At 62.6% G+C, this 15,225-nt stretch carries 11 protein-coding genes; 9 read left to right on the forward strand and 2 right to left on the reverse strand.

Annotated elements, in window-relative coordinates:
- Window positions 1–15 precede the first annotated feature (15 nt).
- Window positions 16–996 (reverse strand): flavin reductase family protein, encoded by a 981-nt coding sequence (locus tag BLW11_RS14655; RefSeq protein ID WP_048358077.1) that lies wholly within the window; start codon window positions 994–996, stop codon window positions 16–18.
- A 173-nt stretch (window positions 997–1,169) separates the two neighbouring features.
- Between BLW11_RS14655 and BLW11_RS14660 the strand changes: the two genes are divergently transcribed.
- The 7 genes from BLW11_RS14660 (at window position 1,170) to BLW11_RS14690 (ending at window position 11,910) form a co-directional block, all read left to right on the forward strand.
- The gene (locus BLW11_RS14660; RefSeq protein ID WP_048358076.1) at window positions 1,170–2,606 is read left to right on the forward strand and encodes a coniferyl aldehyde dehydrogenase; all 1,437 of its coding nucleotides are present in this window, start codon (window positions 1,170–1,172) and stop codon (window positions 2,604–2,606) included.
- Between the two features lie 136 nt (window positions 2,607–2,742).
- Window positions 2,743–4,317, forward strand: a complete 1,575-nt coding sequence (locus BLW11_RS14665; RefSeq protein ID WP_048358075.1) for an amidase — start codon at window positions 2,743–2,745, stop codon at window positions 4,315–4,317.
- Window positions 4,318–4,536: 219 nt separating this feature from the next.
- Window positions 4,537–5,724 carry an acyl-CoA dehydrogenase family protein gene (locus BLW11_RS14670; RefSeq protein WP_048358074.1) on the forward strand — a complete coding sequence of 396 codons (1,188 nt, stop codon included), beginning with the start codon at window positions 4,537–4,539 and terminating at the stop codon, window positions 5,722–5,724.
- A 58-nt stretch (window positions 5,725–5,782) separates the two neighbouring features.
- Complete coding sequence (locus BLW11_RS14675; protein WP_048358073.1) at window positions 5,783–7,528, forward strand: FAD-binding protein; 1,746 nt, start codon at window positions 5,783–5,785, stop codon at window positions 7,526–7,528.
- Window positions 7,525–9,276 carry an FAD-binding protein gene (locus BLW11_RS14680; protein ID WP_048358072.1) on the forward strand — a complete coding sequence of 584 codons (1,752 nt, stop codon included), beginning with the start codon at window positions 7,525–7,527 and terminating at the stop codon, window positions 9,274–9,276. Before BLW11_RS14675 ends, BLW11_RS14680 begins: the two co-directional genes overlap by 4 nt.
- Entirely contained in the window at window positions 9,273–10,304 is a 1,032-nt protein-coding gene (locus BLW11_RS14685; protein ID WP_048358071.1) for a ferredoxin--NADP reductase, read from the forward strand. Before BLW11_RS14680 ends, BLW11_RS14685 begins: the two co-directional genes overlap by 4 nt.
- Before the next feature lie 19 nt (window positions 10,305–10,323).
- Window positions 10,324–11,910 (forward strand): FadD3 family acyl-CoA ligase, encoded by a 1,587-nt coding sequence (locus BLW11_RS14690; protein ID WP_048358070.1) that lies wholly within the window; start codon window positions 10,324–10,326, stop codon window positions 11,908–11,910.
- A 566-nt stretch (window positions 11,911–12,476) separates the two neighbouring features.
- Here BLW11_RS14690 and BLW11_RS14695 read toward each other — a convergent pair.
- A complete protein-coding gene (locus BLW11_RS14695; protein ID WP_193790153.1) occupies window positions 12,477–13,262 on the reverse strand; it encodes an enoyl-CoA hydratase in 786 nt (261 codons plus the stop codon).
- 143 nt (window positions 13,263–13,405) lie between these two features.
- Here BLW11_RS14695 and BLW11_RS14700 point away from each other — a divergent pair, with 143 nt between their 5' ends.
- Window positions 13,406–14,191, forward strand: coding sequence for an SDR family oxidoreductase (locus tag BLW11_RS14700; RefSeq protein ID WP_048358069.1), 786 nt, complete (start codon window positions 13,406–13,408; stop codon window positions 14,189–14,191).
- 54 nt (window positions 14,192–14,245) lie between these two features.
- Window positions 14,246–15,223, forward strand: coding sequence for a bifunctional MaoC family dehydratase N-terminal/OB-fold nucleic acid binding domain-containing protein (locus tag BLW11_RS14705; RefSeq protein WP_048358068.1), 978 nt, complete (start codon window positions 14,246–14,248; stop codon window positions 15,221–15,223).
- Window positions 15,224–15,225: the final 2 nt, after the last annotated feature.

The following is a 15,225-nucleotide window of genomic DNA, read 5'->3' on the forward strand; positions in this document are numbered from 1 at the left end:
TTTTTAGGTAAAGCGTTAACGCGGCGCCCACAGGTCAGGCAGGCCCGGGTCGCTGGCGGCGATCAGGCGCTTGAGCAGGACCTTGAGCGCCTGGGCATCGCCAGGGCCCAGCTTGGCCGACACGTTCTCTTCCACCGCCTTGGCCAGCGCCAACTGCTGCAGCGACGCCTCGCGACCGGTGGCGGTCAGCACATAGCGCGGTGCCTGCTGGCTGCCTTCGAGGGCGACCAGGTTTTGAGTTTCAAGGAAACGCATGCTGGCTACGGTGACCACGTGCCCGGTGTAACCGACGAAGGTGTTGATTTCGTCCAGGGTCAGGTTGTCACGGATGCACAGCACCGAAAGGATGAAAAACGCATGCTCATCCAGTTTCTGGTTGCTCAGCAGACGATGCAGGGCATCGAGCAACTGGTAATGGGCGCGGCCCAGCAGGTACCCGAGCAAGTCTTCGGTGTAGCTGCATTCAGGCGGTGGCGGGGTGGTCGCCAGGCGCAGTTCACTGCGTGGCTTGCGGGTCGCCAGGGCGTACTGGCCGCTCTGGAAGGCCAGCGGTGCGCGGTCGCTGTGATCAAAGGCAAGCACTTCGCCGACAAAGATCACATGGTCGCCCCCTTCATACTGAAAGGCGGTGCGGCACTGAAAACGGGCGGTGCAGTCCTGCAGCAGCGGCGCTTCGCTGATGCCGTTGTCGAGTTCGATCTCGGCAAACTTGTTTTCGCCCTGCATCGCAAAGCGGCCGGACAGCGGCTCCTGCTCGGTGGACAGCACATGCACGTTCCAGTGTTTGCCGGAACTGAACACCGGCAGGCTGCGGGCGGACTTGGCCAGGCTCCACAGCACCAACGGCGGGTTGAGTGACACCGAGTTAAAACTGTTGGCCGTAATGCCGATGGGCGAACCGTCTTCAGCCTGAGTGGTGATGATCGTCACCCCGGTGGTGAAGGTGCCCAGCGCGGTACGGAATGCCTGCGGATCGAAACTGCTTTGCATTGCCATGACGAACCCCATGGATTGAATTTTCGTGCTGGCAGTATTCCCCCGGCAGCGGGGCGCTACATCGTCTTAATGGACTAACGAATACAGCCGATTATCGTCCGATTGGACGAGGCGTTCAGGAGGTGGATTCGCTAGCGTCGGCTCATTGAACCGGTGTATCAGAGGACTCATCCATGACGTTCAGCAGCACTGCTCCAGAACAGCTGTCCAGCCTGTTGGCGGCGCAAAAAAAAGCCTTTACCCAGGCAGGGCTCGTCACTGCAGAGCAGCGGCGGGACCGGATTCAGCGGGTGATAGAGTTGCTGGTGCGCTATCAGCAGCCGCTGGTAGAAGCCATGGATGCGGATTTTGGTGGCAGGCCCCAGGGCTTTTCGTTGATGAACGACGTACTGGGCTCACTGGCATCGCTCAAGTATGCGCGCGACCACCTTGACCACTGGGTTGAAGACGAGCCGCGGCACGTGTTTTCACCCTATGACCAGATGGGCGCCAAGGCCTGGGTCATGCACCAGCCCAAAGGCTCCATCGGCATTTTGGGTACCTGGAATGCGCCGCTGTTTACCTTGCTCAGCCCTCTGGCTTGCGTACTGGCAGCGGGCAACCGGGCCATTCTCAAACCTTCGGAAGTGGTGCCGCGTACCGCCCAGGTGCTGGCCCAGGCCTTTGCCGAGCTGTTCGACCCGCTGGAAATCGGTGTAGTGACCGGCGACGCCGAACTGGCGCAGGTCTTTACCTCGCAACCCTTCGATCATCTGGTGTTTACCGGCAGCACCGCCGTGGCGCGCTCGGTGATGCGCAATGCGGCTGAAAACCTGGTGCCCCTGACCCTGGAGCTGGGGGGCAAATCACCAGTGATCATTTCCCGCAGCGCCGACCTGGCCAAGGCGGCCTTCAGCATTGCGGTGGCCAAAGCCAACAACGGCGGGCAAATCTGCATCAACCCGGACGTGGTGTACGTGCCACGCGCGCTGATGGAAGACTTTATTGGCCTGCTGGGCGCGGCCTACAGCGAGTTGCTGCCCACTACGGACGACAACCCGGACGTGGTGGCGGTGGTCAATGCCCGGCATGCGCAACGTATCGACGGCTATGTGCAGGACGCCCGCGAGCGGGGTGCCCGGGTTGAATGCTTCCCGCAGGCGCCTGAGACCGATGCCCGCACCCGTCGTCGCGCGCTGCAAGTGGTGATCGACCCGGCCCGCGACAGCCGGATCATGCACGAAGAAATCTTCGGCCCGGCGCTGGTGGTGCTGCCCTATGAGCGTCTTGATCAGGCGCTGAGCGACATCCATTCCCGCGAACGCCCGCTGGCCCTGTACTACTTTGGCCAGAACGAAGAAGAGCAGCGCCATGTGCTGCAAAACACGATCTCCGGTGGTGTGAGCATCAACGACGTGATGATGCACGCGGCCCTGCACGACGCGCCATTTGGCGGGGTAGGGGCATCCGGCATGGGGCATTACCACGGGCGCGAAGGTTTTCTCGAATTCAGCCATATGCGCAGCGTGTACAAGGCACCGGCCCATGACCCGCGCCGCGAATGGGGCCTGCTGCCGCCCTATGGCGAGCACTTTTTACCCACGATGCAGTCGATGGTCACTGCCGACTGAAAAACGCTGTGCCCCCCCCTGTGGGAGCGAGCCTGCTCGCGAAGACCTCAAGCGCGCCGCGCCCTTCGCGAGCAGGCTCGCTCCCACGGGGTGCATGTATTTTTTACAAAAATAAAATGTAAATCGGAGTGATACTTTGCCAATCCCAGCCTCTACCCCCGAAGACACGCAACTTGCCCCCGGCTGGCAGCGTCGTCATGTACTCAAGGCCGGTGCTCTGGCTGTGGGTGCAGGCCTGCTAGGGCGCTTTGCCAATGCGGCCGGTTCCAGCGGTATATCCCCTGGGGACTATCTGCAAATGGATGCCTGGGACATGGCCAACGCCGTGCAAAAAGGTGAAATCAGCCCTGAAAACCTGCTGTCGGCGGCCATGGCCCGTTGCGATGCGGTCAACCCCAAGGTCAATGCCGTCAACATGCGCCATGACGAGTACGCCACTGCGCTGCTCAAGGCCCGTCGTGCCAGCGGCGCACCCGCCACGGGCACGCTTGCCGGGGTGCCCATCCTGATCAAGGACCTCAACACCTACCTGGAAGGCACCTCAACTTCAAACGGCTGCCGGCTGTACAAAAATGCACCGCCAGCCCCGCACACCAGCACCCTGATCACGCGCTACCAGGCCGCTGGAGCCGTGCCGTTCGGCAAAACCACCTGCCCGGAATTCGGGTTGACCACTACCACCGAGTCGCTGCTGTGGGGGCAAACCCGCAACCCGTGGAACCTGGCCAAAAGCGCTGGCGGATCGTCCGGTGGCGCGGCCTCAGCGGTGGCGGCGGGTATTGTGCCGGTGGCCCATGCCACTGACGGCGGCGGCTCGATTCGCATTCCGGCGTCCTATTGCGGCCTGGTCGGGCTCAAGCCGACCCGCTACCGCACGCCCAGCGGTCCGGGCAAATATGAAGGCTGGTTTGGTGCCAGCGTGGCCAACGTGGTGTCGCGTAACGTGCGTGACATGGCGTTGTTTATGGATGCCGGTCAGGGCCATGAAGCCGGCAGCCCGTATTGGGCCAAGCCCCTGGTGCGCCCGTATGTAGAAGAACTGCGCACCGCCCCCGGTCGTCTGCGTGTCGGCCTGGTGCGCGACTCACTGACCGGCTCGCCGCTGGACCCTGCCGTGGCCAAGGTGCTGGACGACACGGCCAAACGCCTGGCAGCGCTGGGGCACAACGTCGAAGAAGTGCGCCTGAATGTCGACCCGCGCCAGTTGTTCGGTGCCCATGGTTCGGTGATTGGCGACGCGTTGCTGACCATGGTCCATGACCGCGAGCAGGTGCTGGGTCGCGCCGCCACGGCAGACGATTACGAGCGCATCACCCAGGTGGTACTGGACCGCGCGCAGAAAGTCACCGGGGAGGGCTTGTATCGGGCGCGCCAGTCGTTTGAAACCATCGGCGGCTATATGGAGCAGCAGTTCGATACCTATGACGTGATCCTGTCGCCGGTCACCGCCAACCTTACCCCGGACCTTGGTCTGCTGAGCCTCAACCAGCCCTGGGACAGTTACGCCCATAACGCCATGGGCAGTGCCGCCTTTACCGTACTGGCGAACGTCAGCGGCCAGCCGGCCATTTCCTTGCCGGTGGGCATGAGCGACAGCGGCTTGCCGATTGGCATGATGTTTACCGGGCCGTTGGGGGGCGAGGACGTGTTGCTGCGTTTGAGTGCGCAGATTGAACAGGATCGGCCTTTTGCCAGGCTGCCAGTTCTCTAAGCCTGCTCCCCCAGGTTCCATGTCGCTCTCATAACCTGGGGCTTGCAGGGTCATTGTAGGAGCGAGCCTGCTCGCGAAGTTATCCCGGCACGCGCACAAGTTCCGTGTGATGCCCAGGCCTAGTCCGCTTTGACGATGATCCACAGCGTGCCAGGCCGGATTATTCGTCATACACCGCCCGCGCATTCGCGCAGCGCGAGACTGACGGAGAACACACGGATGGATCAGATACGAGAGAAAAGTCCGATAGAGCTTGAGCTGCTGCAACGCGCGCGCAACCTGATACCTGCGCTAAAAAGCCGTTCGGCCCAGGCGGACAAAGATTGCAAACTGCCCGATGAAACCGTTCGTGACATGCAGGAAGCCGGCTTGTTCCGCGCCCTGCAACCCAAGATCTGGGGCGGGCATGAAGTGGACCTGCGCACCTTTTTTGAAATCCAGATGACCCTGGCCGAAGGCTGCATGTCCACCGCCTGGGTCTTTGGCGTGGTGGGTGTGCATCCGTGGCAACTGGCGCGTTACCCGGTTGAAGCCCAGCGTGATGTGTGGGGTGAAGACAGCTCCGTGCTTGTGGCGTCCACCTATATGCCAGTGGCCAAGGTGACGCCGGTCAAGGGCGGTTATCAGGTCAGCGGGCGTTGGGGGTTCTCCAGCGGCAGCCAACATGCACAGTGGTGCCTGCTCGGCGGCATCGTGCCGCAAGACGAAACCGGCCCTACCGAACACGGCACTTTTCTGATCCCGGCCAGCGACTACCGCATTGAGCAGAACTGGGACGTGCTGGGCCTGCGCGGCAGCGGCAGCCACGACATCGTTGTCGAAGACGTGTTTGTCCCGGCCCATCGGGTCCAGCGCACCAACAACTACAGCATCGAAGCCACACCAGGGCGCCTGACCAACACCAACCCGATGTACTCCATCCCGTTTGCCCAGGTGTTTGCCCGCGCCGTATCGACCTCGGCCCTGGGCGCCCTGCAAGGGGCCATCAACGAATTCCGCGACAACGCGGCAAAACACATCGGCAAGCACGGCGCCAAAACAGCCGAAGACCCGGCCGCACAAGCTGCCGTTGCCGATGCCATCATCACCGTCGACTCGCTCAAGCTGGTGCTGATGCGCAACTACGGGCACCTGCTGGCGCTGGCCGCAAGCGGGGAATACCCGGATGTGGAAACCCGCTTGCTGTACCGCTACCAGTCTTCCCACGTCACCAATGTGTGTGCCGACCGGGTCAGTGACCTGCTGCGCTGCATGGCGGCGTCGGGCTTGTACAACACCAACCCGGTGGCGCGTTTCTTCCGTGACCTGCACCAGGCTCGTGGGCATATCGCCAATAACGAGGCGGCTTACCGTCGCAGCTACGGCCTTGTGCAACTGGGCCTGCCCAACGCGGACCCCTTTGTTTGATCGGGGCCACCCCTGACCCCGTAATAAACCTCTGACCTCAGCGCAAGGCATAACAATAATGACGGCTCACGATCAGTCTCAGTCCAGCTATGACGTAATTGTTGTCGGCTCCGGTGCCGGCGCCATGACCTCGGCCCTGTTTGCGGCTGATCAGGGCCTGTCGGTTCTGATTGTCGAAAAAAGCGATAAATACGGCGGTACCTCGGCGATTTCCGGCGGCGGCATCTGGATCCCGAACAACCATTACTTTGCAGCCATAGGCGGGCAGGACAGCCCTGAACTGTCGATGCAATACCTCAAGGCCGCCACCGGTGAACACGGCGACCCGGTCCGCCTGCAGGCGTACCTGGACAACGCCGCACCGATGATCAAAAAGCTCACCGGCAACAGCCGCGTGCGTTATGCAGTGGCCGACAAATATCCCGATTACTACCCGCAACTGCCCGGCGCCTTGCCAGGCGGTCGCACCCTGGACCCCGAGCTGTTCGACACCAGCCTGCTGGCTGAAGAACTGCCCAACCTGCGCAAACCTTCGCCCTCGACCCTGCTGATGGGGCGCATCGCCTGGACTGCACGGGATGCCCACAAAGCCATGGCCCGCAGCTTTGGTTGGCAATGGCTGATTTTCAAATTGATGGCGCGCTACAAGCTCGACTTCAAATGGCGGCGCAAAAGCAAATACGACCGCCGCGCGGCGCTGGGCAGTTCGCTGGTAGCGTCCCTGCGCCGCTCCCTGATGGACCGCGACGTGCCGCTGTGGCTCAACACCGACTTCAAGGACGTGTTGCTGGACGGCGACCGGGTGTGCGGCATCAAGGTGGAGACCGGCGGCAAGACCCTGGAACTCAAGGCCCGCCGCGCGGTGATATTTGGCTCGGGCGGTTTTGAGCAAAACCAGACCCTGCGCGAGAAATACCTGCCGCAACCCACCCGTGCCAGCTGGAGCGCCACGCCACCGGGCAACAACACCGGGGCTGCGCTTGAGGCGGGGCTCGGTATCGGTGCCGCCACGGCCTTGATGGACTGGGCCTGGTGGGCGCCGACCATTGCCGTACCCGGCGAAGAAAAACCCCGTGGCGTCTTTGCCGAACGGGCGTTCCCGGGGGCCATCGTGGTCAACAGCCTGGGGCACCGATTTGTCAACGAAGCGGCGCCGTACCTGGAATTTGTCGATGCCATGTACCGGGACAACCAGAAAACCGGCGGCCGTTCGGTGCCGTCCTGGGTGATCTTCGATGGCCACTTCCGTTACACCTACGCCATGGGTCCGCTGATGCCGGCCCAAGTGGTGCCCGACAGCCGTCTGCGCAAGGAATGGCTCAACACCGTCTACTGGAAGGCCGACAGCCTGGAGGCGCTGGCGATGCAAATCGGCGTCGATGCCAACGGGTTGAACAGCACCGTGCAAACGATCAACGGCTATGCACAAATAGGCGTGGATCTGGACTTCGATCGCGGCGGCAACGTGTTTGACCGCTACTACGGCGACAGCAATATCAAGCCCAACCCGTGCCTGGCACCGCTGCGCAAAGGCCCGTATTACGCCATGCGCCTGGATGCCGGGGACATTGGCACCAAAGGTGGCCTGCTGACCAACCAGCACGCCCAGGTCGTGCGCGAAGACGGTCAGCCGATCCCCGGGCTGTATGCCATTGGCAACTGCTCGGCCTCGGTGATGGGGATCAGCTACCCCGGTGCCGGCGGCACTCTGGGCCCGGCGATGACCTTCGGCTACATTGCGGCCAACCATATCGCCAGCGGTGTGTCTGTGACAGCCAGCGCCAAGGTACGGGCCCTGTCATGAGTCGAGCCCGATACGTCAGCAGCAACAGCAAGATTCTCGCCCCGTTGCAGGCGGACCGGCTGGGTAGCCGGGACTGGCACGACACCTGCGATGTGCTGGTGATCGGTTGGGGCGCGGCCGGCGCCTGTGCTGCGCTGGAAGCGCGCAGCACCGGCGCAGACGTGATCGTTGCCGACCGCTTCACCGGCGGTGGGGCCAGTGCCAAAAGTGGCGGGGTGGTGTATGCCGGCGGCGGTACCCGGCACCAGCAGGCGGCCGGTTTCAGCGACAGCCCCCAGGCGATGTTTGATTATCTCAAACACGAAACCCAGGGCGTGGTCAGCGACCATACACTGCAAAAATTCTGCGACGACAGCATCGCCAACCTCAGCTGGCTCGAAGGTCACGGTGCGAGCTACGGTCACAGCCTGCCGCCGGGGGGCAAGACGTCATACCCGTCCGATGGCTATTTTCTGTATTACTCCGGCAACGAACTGGTGCCATCCCATGCTGGTGCTGAACCGCCCGCGCCGCGCGGGCATCGCACCGTGGGCAAGGGCCAGTGCGGCGCCGTGCTGTACGGCCACCTCAAAGACGCTTGCCTGCGCGCCGGGGTGCAACCGTTGCTGCAATCTGCCGCGCGGCGACTGGTGGTGGACGACAGCGGGCGGGTGATCGGCGCCGAATTCTGGAGCCTGCCGGCGGGCAGCCCCCAGGCGCGTCAGCACGCACGGCTGGCGGCACGGGCCGAGCGCCTGCAAAACTTTGCCCCCGGTTACTGTGACCGCCTGCGGCAAAAAGTCAGCAAGCTTGAGCGTGACCATGGGCAACCGGTTCTGATCCGGGCGCGACGCGGTGTGATCCTGAGCACCGGCGGTTTTATCTTTAACCGCGAACTGATCCGCGACCATGCCCCCAAATTTCGCCGCAACTTCAAGGTCGGTGCCACCGGCTGCGATGGCAGCGGCCTGCTGCTGGGGCAGTCGGTAGGCGCCAAAAGCGAGCGACTGAGCAGGGTGTCGGCATGGCGCTTTATCAACCCGCCGCACTGCTGGCCCAAGGGGATTGTGGTCAATAGCAACGGTCAGCGTTTTTGCAATGAAGAAGTCTACGGCGCCACCCTCGGCCAGCCACTGTGCGAAGAACAGGGCGGCCAGGCCTGGCTGGTGCTGGATGCGCGCTTGCGCAAACAGGCGATACGTCAGGCGCTGTTTGGCGGCTATTGGTGGTTCCAGACACTGCCTGCACTGGCACTGATGCTGCTCAAAGTGCGCAAGGGTGAAAACCCTGACCGGTTGGCCAACGCCTGCGGCATGCAGGCCGGCGAATTGAGTGGCGCGCTGCGCGCCTACAACGCAGGGGCCCGGGGCGAAGCACCGGATGCTTTTGGCAAGTCTGAAGGCAGCCGTCAGGTGCTGGACAAAGGGCCGTTTTATGCCTGCGACATCAGCGTAGGCAACCCGATTTTCCCACTGGGGGCGCTGACCCTGGGCGGGCTTAAAGTCGATGAAAGCAACGGCGCGGTCCTCAATGACCAGGGCCGGCCGATTGCCGGCCTGTTCAGTGCCGGGCGCACCGCGATTGGTGTTGCATCACACCTGTACATCAGTGGTTTGTCACTGGCCGACTGCGTGTTTTCGGGCCGCCGGGCCGGGCGTGCGGCCTTTTCTACAACCTGTGGGAGCGAGCCTGCTCGCGATGCAGCTAACGCGGCGCTGCCATCGCGAGCAGGCTCGCTCCCACAGAAATTACATGGGACAACCCAATGACCCAGCCTTCCTATTTCTCCCTGCGCGTGGCGCAGATCGTGGCTGAAACATCGGACTCCAGGTCCCTTGTATTCGACGTTCCCCAGGCCTTGCGTGAACAGTTTGCCTATAAATCCGGGCAGTTTTTAACCCTGCGCGTGCCCTTTGAGGGTGGCTGGTTACCGCGGTGTTACTCGCTGTCCAGCACCCCGCTGCAAGATGAGCCGTTGCGCGTCACCATCAAGCAGGTGCGCGATGGGCGTGCATCCAACTGGCTGTGCCAGCAATTGCGTGAAGGCGATCAGCTGGAAGTTCTGGCCCCGGCCGGGGTGTTTGTGCCCCGTCATTTTGACGATGATTTTGTGCTGTTCGGTGGCGGTAGCGGGGTAACCCCGGTGCTGTCGATTCTGCGCTCGGCCCTGATTGCCGGTACCGGCCGGGTCCTGCTGATTTACGCCAACCGCGATGAGGCTTCGGTGATTTTTGCCGGTGAACTCAAGGCCCTGGCCAGCGCCTACCCGCAACGCTTGCAAGTGATTCACTGGCTGGATTCGGTACAGGGCATTCCGTCAGTCGCGCAATTGGCGCAAATGGCCAGGCCCTTTGTGCATGCCCAGGCATTTATCTGTGGTCCAGGCCCGTTTATGGACGCCGCTGTCAGCGCTTTGCATGACATCGGCATGGAGCATGGGCGTATCCACGTCGAGCGTTTTGTCTCGTTGCCCGAAGAAGGCAGCGTGGCCGCCCCGGCGCCGGTCAATACCGATGTCGTCGGCAGCCAGCTGTCGGTGCGCCTCGACGGTGAAGAGTTCGAAGTGCCCTGTGCCGAAGGCGAAACCCTGCTCAATGCCATGCTGCGTGCCGGCCTGAAGCCCCCGAGCTCCTGCCTGGTGGGTTCCTGCGCGACCTGCATGTGCACGGTTGAGCTCGGCAGCGTCGAGATGTTGCGCAACGATGCCCTTGACCAACAAGAACTGAACGACGGCTGGGTGCTGGCGTGCCAATCGGTACCCAACAGCTCACAGCTGCGCGTGTGCTTCCCTGAATAATCAGCCTGACGAGTGTGCGATGACTTCCAGCCAGCAACAGAGCCTGCCGCGTTCGATCCCGCAAATGCTGTTCAACGCAGCACAGCAACATGCCGGACGTACCGCCATTGAAGAGCATGGCGAGTGCACCGACTACAGCGAACTGCCACGCCTGGCCCTGGCCGTGACCCGCAGCCTGATGGCCGTGGGCATCGGCAAGGGTGACCGGGTGGCGATCTGGGCGCCCAATGGCCGCGACTGGATCATTGCCGCACTGGGCATCCATTGTGCGGGGGCGGTGATGGTACCGATCAACACCCGCATGAAAGGCAGCGAAGCGGCCGACATCCTGCAGCGCAGCGGTGCGCGCCTGTTGTTTGTGCAACCGGTCTTTTTGGGGACGGACTATCTGGCGTTGCTGGCCCCGTATCGGCCGGCGAACCTTGAGTGCCAGGTCTTGCTGGGCGAGACGGCAGCAGGCAGCCCCCACGGTCTGCACTGGGATGGTTTTCTGGCCCTGGGCGCGGCCGTCAGCGAGTCGGCGGCGCTGTCGCGGGCGAGCGGCGTGGGCGCCGATGACCTGAGCGACTTACTGTTTACCTCCGGTACCACCGGCAAGCCAAAGGGTGTGATGAGCGGTCACGGGCAAAACATCCGCGCCTTTAGCGAGTACGTGAAGGTGATCGGTCTGCAGGCCGGTGACCGTTACCTGGTGATCAACCCGTTTTTTCATGCCTTCGGTTACAAGGCGGGCTGGCTGACCTGCCTGCTGGCCGGAGCCACGATCCTGCCGCACCCGGTGTTTGACGCCGAAGCGGTGTTCCAGCGCATTGCCGCCGAGCGCATCAACGTGCTGCCGGGGCCTCCGACCTTGTACCTGTCGATGCTGGCCCATCCCAAGCTGGCCGAAACCGATCTGTCGAGCCTGCGCATTGCGGTGACGGGCGCGGCCACCATTCCGCCGATCCTGATCGAGCGGATGCGCCGCGAGCTGGGTTTTTCGGTGGTCACCACCGCTTATGGCCTGACCGAATGCGGCGGGCTGGCGACCATTTGTGACCCGTCTGATGCGGCGCACACCATTGCCGGTACCAGTGGCCGGGCGATCCCGGGCACTGAAGTGAGCATCCGCGACCCGCACAACCGGCCTTTGCCGGCGGGCAGCACGGGGGAGATTTGCCTGCGCGGATTTCACGTGATGCAAGGGTATTTCGAAGACCCCAAAGCCACGGCTGAAACCATCGACAGTGAAGGCTGGCTGCACACGGGCGACATTGGCGAGCTGGATGCGGCGGGTAACTTGCGCATCACCGATCGTTTGAAAGACATGTTTATCGTCGGTGGTTTCAACTGTTATCCGGCAGAGATCGAAGCCGGGCTGATCGAGCACCCGGCGATTGCCCAGGTGGCGGTGATTGGCGTGCCGGATGAGCGTATGGGGGAGGTGGGGTGTGCGTGCGTGGTTTTGCGCCATGAGCATGTACTGGATGAAGCCGGGTTGATCCTGTGGGCGCGCGAGCATATGGCCAACTACAAAGTGCCGAGGTTGGTGCGGTTTTATCAGGCGCTGCCGGTGAATGCGTCGAACAAAGTGGCCAAGAATGAGTTGCGGGCGGGGTTGTTATAGGTATACCGCATGTACCGGTTTTGCGACCGCTTCGCGCTCGATCGCAGCCTCGCTCTACTCGTCAGCGGCTACAACGCGGATATGTGGTGACATTTGTAGCCGCTGACGAGCTCCGCGAGGCTGCGTCCGGCTGCGCAGCAGTCGTAAAGTTCAACAGGTATACCGCATGTACCGGTTTTGCGACCGCTGCGCGCTCGATCGCAGCCTCGTTCTACTCGTCAGCGGCTACAACGCGGGTATGTGGTGACATTTGTAGCCGCTGACGAGCTCCGCGAGGCTGCGTCCGGCTGCGCAGCAGTCGTAAAGTTCAACAGGTATACCGCATGTCCCGGTTTTGCGACCGCTACGCGCTCGATCGCAGCCTCGTTCTACTCGTCAGCGGCTACAACGCGGATATGTGGTGACATTTGTAGCCGCTGACGAGCTCCGCGAGGCTGCGTCCGGCTGCGCAGCAGTCGTAAAGTTCAACAGGTATACCGCATGTACCGGTTTTGCGACCGCTTCGCGCTCGATCGCAGCCTCGTTCTACTCGTCAGCGGCTACGGAATGAGGACTGGGTTCTTCCCTCAATTGCCTTCAAACCGCGCCGTACGTTTCTCAATAAACGCCAGCATCCCTTCCTTCTGATCCTTTGAGGCAAACAGCAGAGCATTGGCTTTGCGTTCCAGCGCCAGGCCGGTCTCCAGCGGTGCATCCACACCGGCCAGTATCACTTCCTTGATTTGCTCCGCCGCCAGTGGCGGCATGGCGGCGATCAGGGTGGCCATTTTCAGCGCATGTTCGAGCACCTGGTCATCGTCTACCAGGTCGCTGACCAGTCCCGAAATCCACGCTTCTTCAGCAGTGATCGGTTGCCCGGTCAGGGCCATGCGCATGGCCTTGGCCTTGCCCACGGCGCGCACCAGGCGCTGGGTGCCGCCAATGCCCGGCATGATTCCGATGCGGATCTCCGGCTGGCAAAATTTTGCCCCGCGCCCGGCGACGATGATGTCCGCCAGCATTGCCAGTTCACAGCCGCCGCCATAGGCATACCCGCACACGGCGGCAATCACCGGCTTGGGGCAATGCTGGATCGGCGCCCAGACGCGTTCGGTATGGCGCTGGTAAATATCAATCGGGCCCACCCCGGCCATGCTGTTGATGTCGCCGCCTGCGGCAAACACTTTGTCGCCACCGGTCAGCAGGATGCAGCGAACCTGCGGGTTGTCTGCCAGCTCGCTGAAGTAACGCGATAACAGAGCCTGCAGTTCAAGGCTCAAGGCGTTGGTGGCCTGGGGGCGGTTAAGGCGCAGCAGGGCCACGCCCTGGGCCGGGAATTCAAGCAATACCGGCGCGGCAGATGGGTCTGACATGGGGTTCCTCATTAACAGGGGCTGTGACCACAGCGTGCGCTGGATTGTTGCGTTCACCCGCTCGGGCTTCATCGTCCGTTCAGACGACGAGCAGCCCCCGGATTGCCCCTAGAGTGGCTCCATCAGTAGAAAAGGAGCACGTCATGGGCCAACTCTCAGGGCTGGACTACAGCGGTAAGGTGGTGCTGGTCACCGGCGGCACCAAAGGTATCGGTGCAGGCATCGCCCGCAGCTTTCTGGAGGCCGGTGCGCAGGTCATCGTGTGCGGCAGGGCGGCACCCGAGGTGTTGCCCGGGGCAGGCTCGGCCAAGGCGATTTTCATGGCCTGCGACGTGCGCGATCTGGATTCGCTCAAAGCCTTGTTTGACGGCATCCGCGCCGACTTCGGTCGCCTCGATGTGGTGATCAACAACGCGGGCGGCAGCCCTTCGGCCGATGCCGGCAGAGCTTCACCACGTTTTCACGAAGGCATTATCCGCCTCAACCTCATCGCCCCCTTGAATGTCGCGCAACAGGCCAACGCCCTGATGCAGCAACAGGTCGAGGGCGGTTGCATTGTCTTTATCGGCAGCATCAGCGCCTTGCGCGCATCCCCCGGCACCGCCGCCTATGGCGCGGCCAAGGCCGGGGTGCTGGCCCTGGTGCAGTCGCTGGCCGTGGAGTGGGCGCCCAAGGTGCGCGTCGTCGCGGTCAGCCCGGGGCTGGTACGCACCGAGCAATCCCATCTGCATTACGGCGACGAAAACGGCATCGCCGCGGTCAGCGCCGGCATTCCCGCAGGGCGCATGGCGCTGCCCGAAGATATCGGCAACGCCTGTCTGTTTATCGCTTCGCCCATGGCGGGCTATGCCAGCGGCTGCAACCTGCTGTTGCACGGCGGCGGCGAACGCCCAGCATTTTTGGATGCAGCGCAAAGCGCCGCGCACTGATCGACCTTCAGCGGCGACCAGTGGGTTGCCGCTCTCAACACGCAGGAGACGAACTTGGCTGATTCTCAATTGCTAACCGACGTGCGCGCCCTGGTGGGGCGTGAATATGGTCGCGTCTACGCCTGGGACGAAGTCAACGCCCCGATGATCCGCCAATGGTGCGAGATCATGGGCGTCGACAACCCGCTCTACACCGATGCGGCCTTTGCTGCCAACAGCGCGCAGGACGGGCTGGTGGCGCCGCCTGCGATGTTGCAGGTGTGGTGCATGGAAGGCTTCCATCTGAACAACTACGCACCGGGCTCGACCACCGAAAACCCGTACGAAGTGCTCAAGCTGATCGAGTCTTACGGCTACCCGTCTGTGGTCGCGGTCAACTCCGAACTGACCTTCAACCGTAACCTGCGGCCCGGTGAAAAGCTCTACTACACCACCCGACTGGACTCGGTGGGCGATGAAAAAACCACCGGTCTGGGCACCGGGTTTTTCGTCACCCTGGTGATGAACTATTTCGTTGAGCACAAAAGTGGCGACGAAGCCGTGGGCGAGTTGCTGTTCCGCGTCTTCAAGTTCCGCCCGACCCAGAACCACAGCGCCGAAGCGGCACCGGCCAAGGTTGAGAGCGCCCCGGCGGTCAAGCGTCCCAAGCCGGGCATGAGCGACGACACACGGTTTTTCTGGGAAGGCTGCGATGCCGGCAAGCTGCTGATCCAGCGCTGCACCCAGTGCCAGACCCTGCGCCATCCACCGGCGCCGGTGTGTATCGAGTGCCACTCGTTTGATTGGGACAGTGTGCAGGCCAGCGGCCGCGCCAGTCTGTACTCGTTCGTGATCATGCATTACCCCGAAGTCGCGCCGTTCGACCATCCCAACCCGATCGGCCTGATCGAGCTGGAGGAGGGTGTGCGTCTGGTGGCGGGGCTGGTGGGCGTCAAGCGCGAAGAGTTGAACATTGGCCAGCCCTTGCAGCTGGAGTTCCAGACCTTCGACGGCGAGCTGACATTGCCGATGTTCCGGCCTGTGATCGCATAAGG

The sequence above is a fragment of the Pseudomonas deceptionensis genome, assembly GCF_900106095.1.
GTDB lineage: Bacteria > Pseudomonadota > Gammaproteobacteria > Pseudomonadales > Pseudomonadaceae > Aquipseudomonas > Aquipseudomonas deceptionensis.

Coding starts and splice junctions, on each gene's coding strand:
- BLW11_RS14700 (WP_048358069.1), top strand. CDS start 13,406: ATGGGCCAACTCTCAGGGCTGGACTACAGCGGTAAGGTGGTGCTGGTC.
- BLW11_RS14695 (WP_193790153.1), bottom strand. CDS start 13,262: ATGTCAGACCCATCTGCCGCGCCGGTATTGCTTGAATTCCCGGCCCAG.
- BLW11_RS14690 (WP_048358070.1), top strand. CDS start 10,324: ATGACTTCCAGCCAGCAACAGAGCCTGCCGCGTTCGATCCCGCAAATG.
- BLW11_RS14685 (WP_048358071.1), top strand. CDS start 9,273: ATGACCCAGCCTTCCTATTTCTCCCTGCGCGTGGCGCAGATCGTGGCT.
- BLW11_RS14680 (WP_048358072.1), top strand. CDS start 7,525: ATGAGTCGAGCCCGATACGTCAGCAGCAACAGCAAGATTCTCGCCCCG.
- BLW11_RS14675 (WP_048358073.1), top strand. CDS start 5,783: ATGACGGCTCACGATCAGTCTCAGTCCAGCTATGACGTAATTGTTGTC.
- BLW11_RS14660 (WP_048358076.1), top strand. CDS start 1,170: ATGACGTTCAGCAGCACTGCTCCAGAACAGCTGTCCAGCCTGTTGGCG.
- BLW11_RS14655 (WP_048358077.1), bottom strand. CDS start 996: ATGGCAATGCAAAGCAGTTTCGATCCGCAGGCATTCCGTACCGCGCTG.
- BLW11_RS14670 (WP_048358074.1), top strand. CDS start 4,537: ATGGATCAGATACGAGAGAAAAGTCCGATAGAGCTTGAGCTGCTGCAA.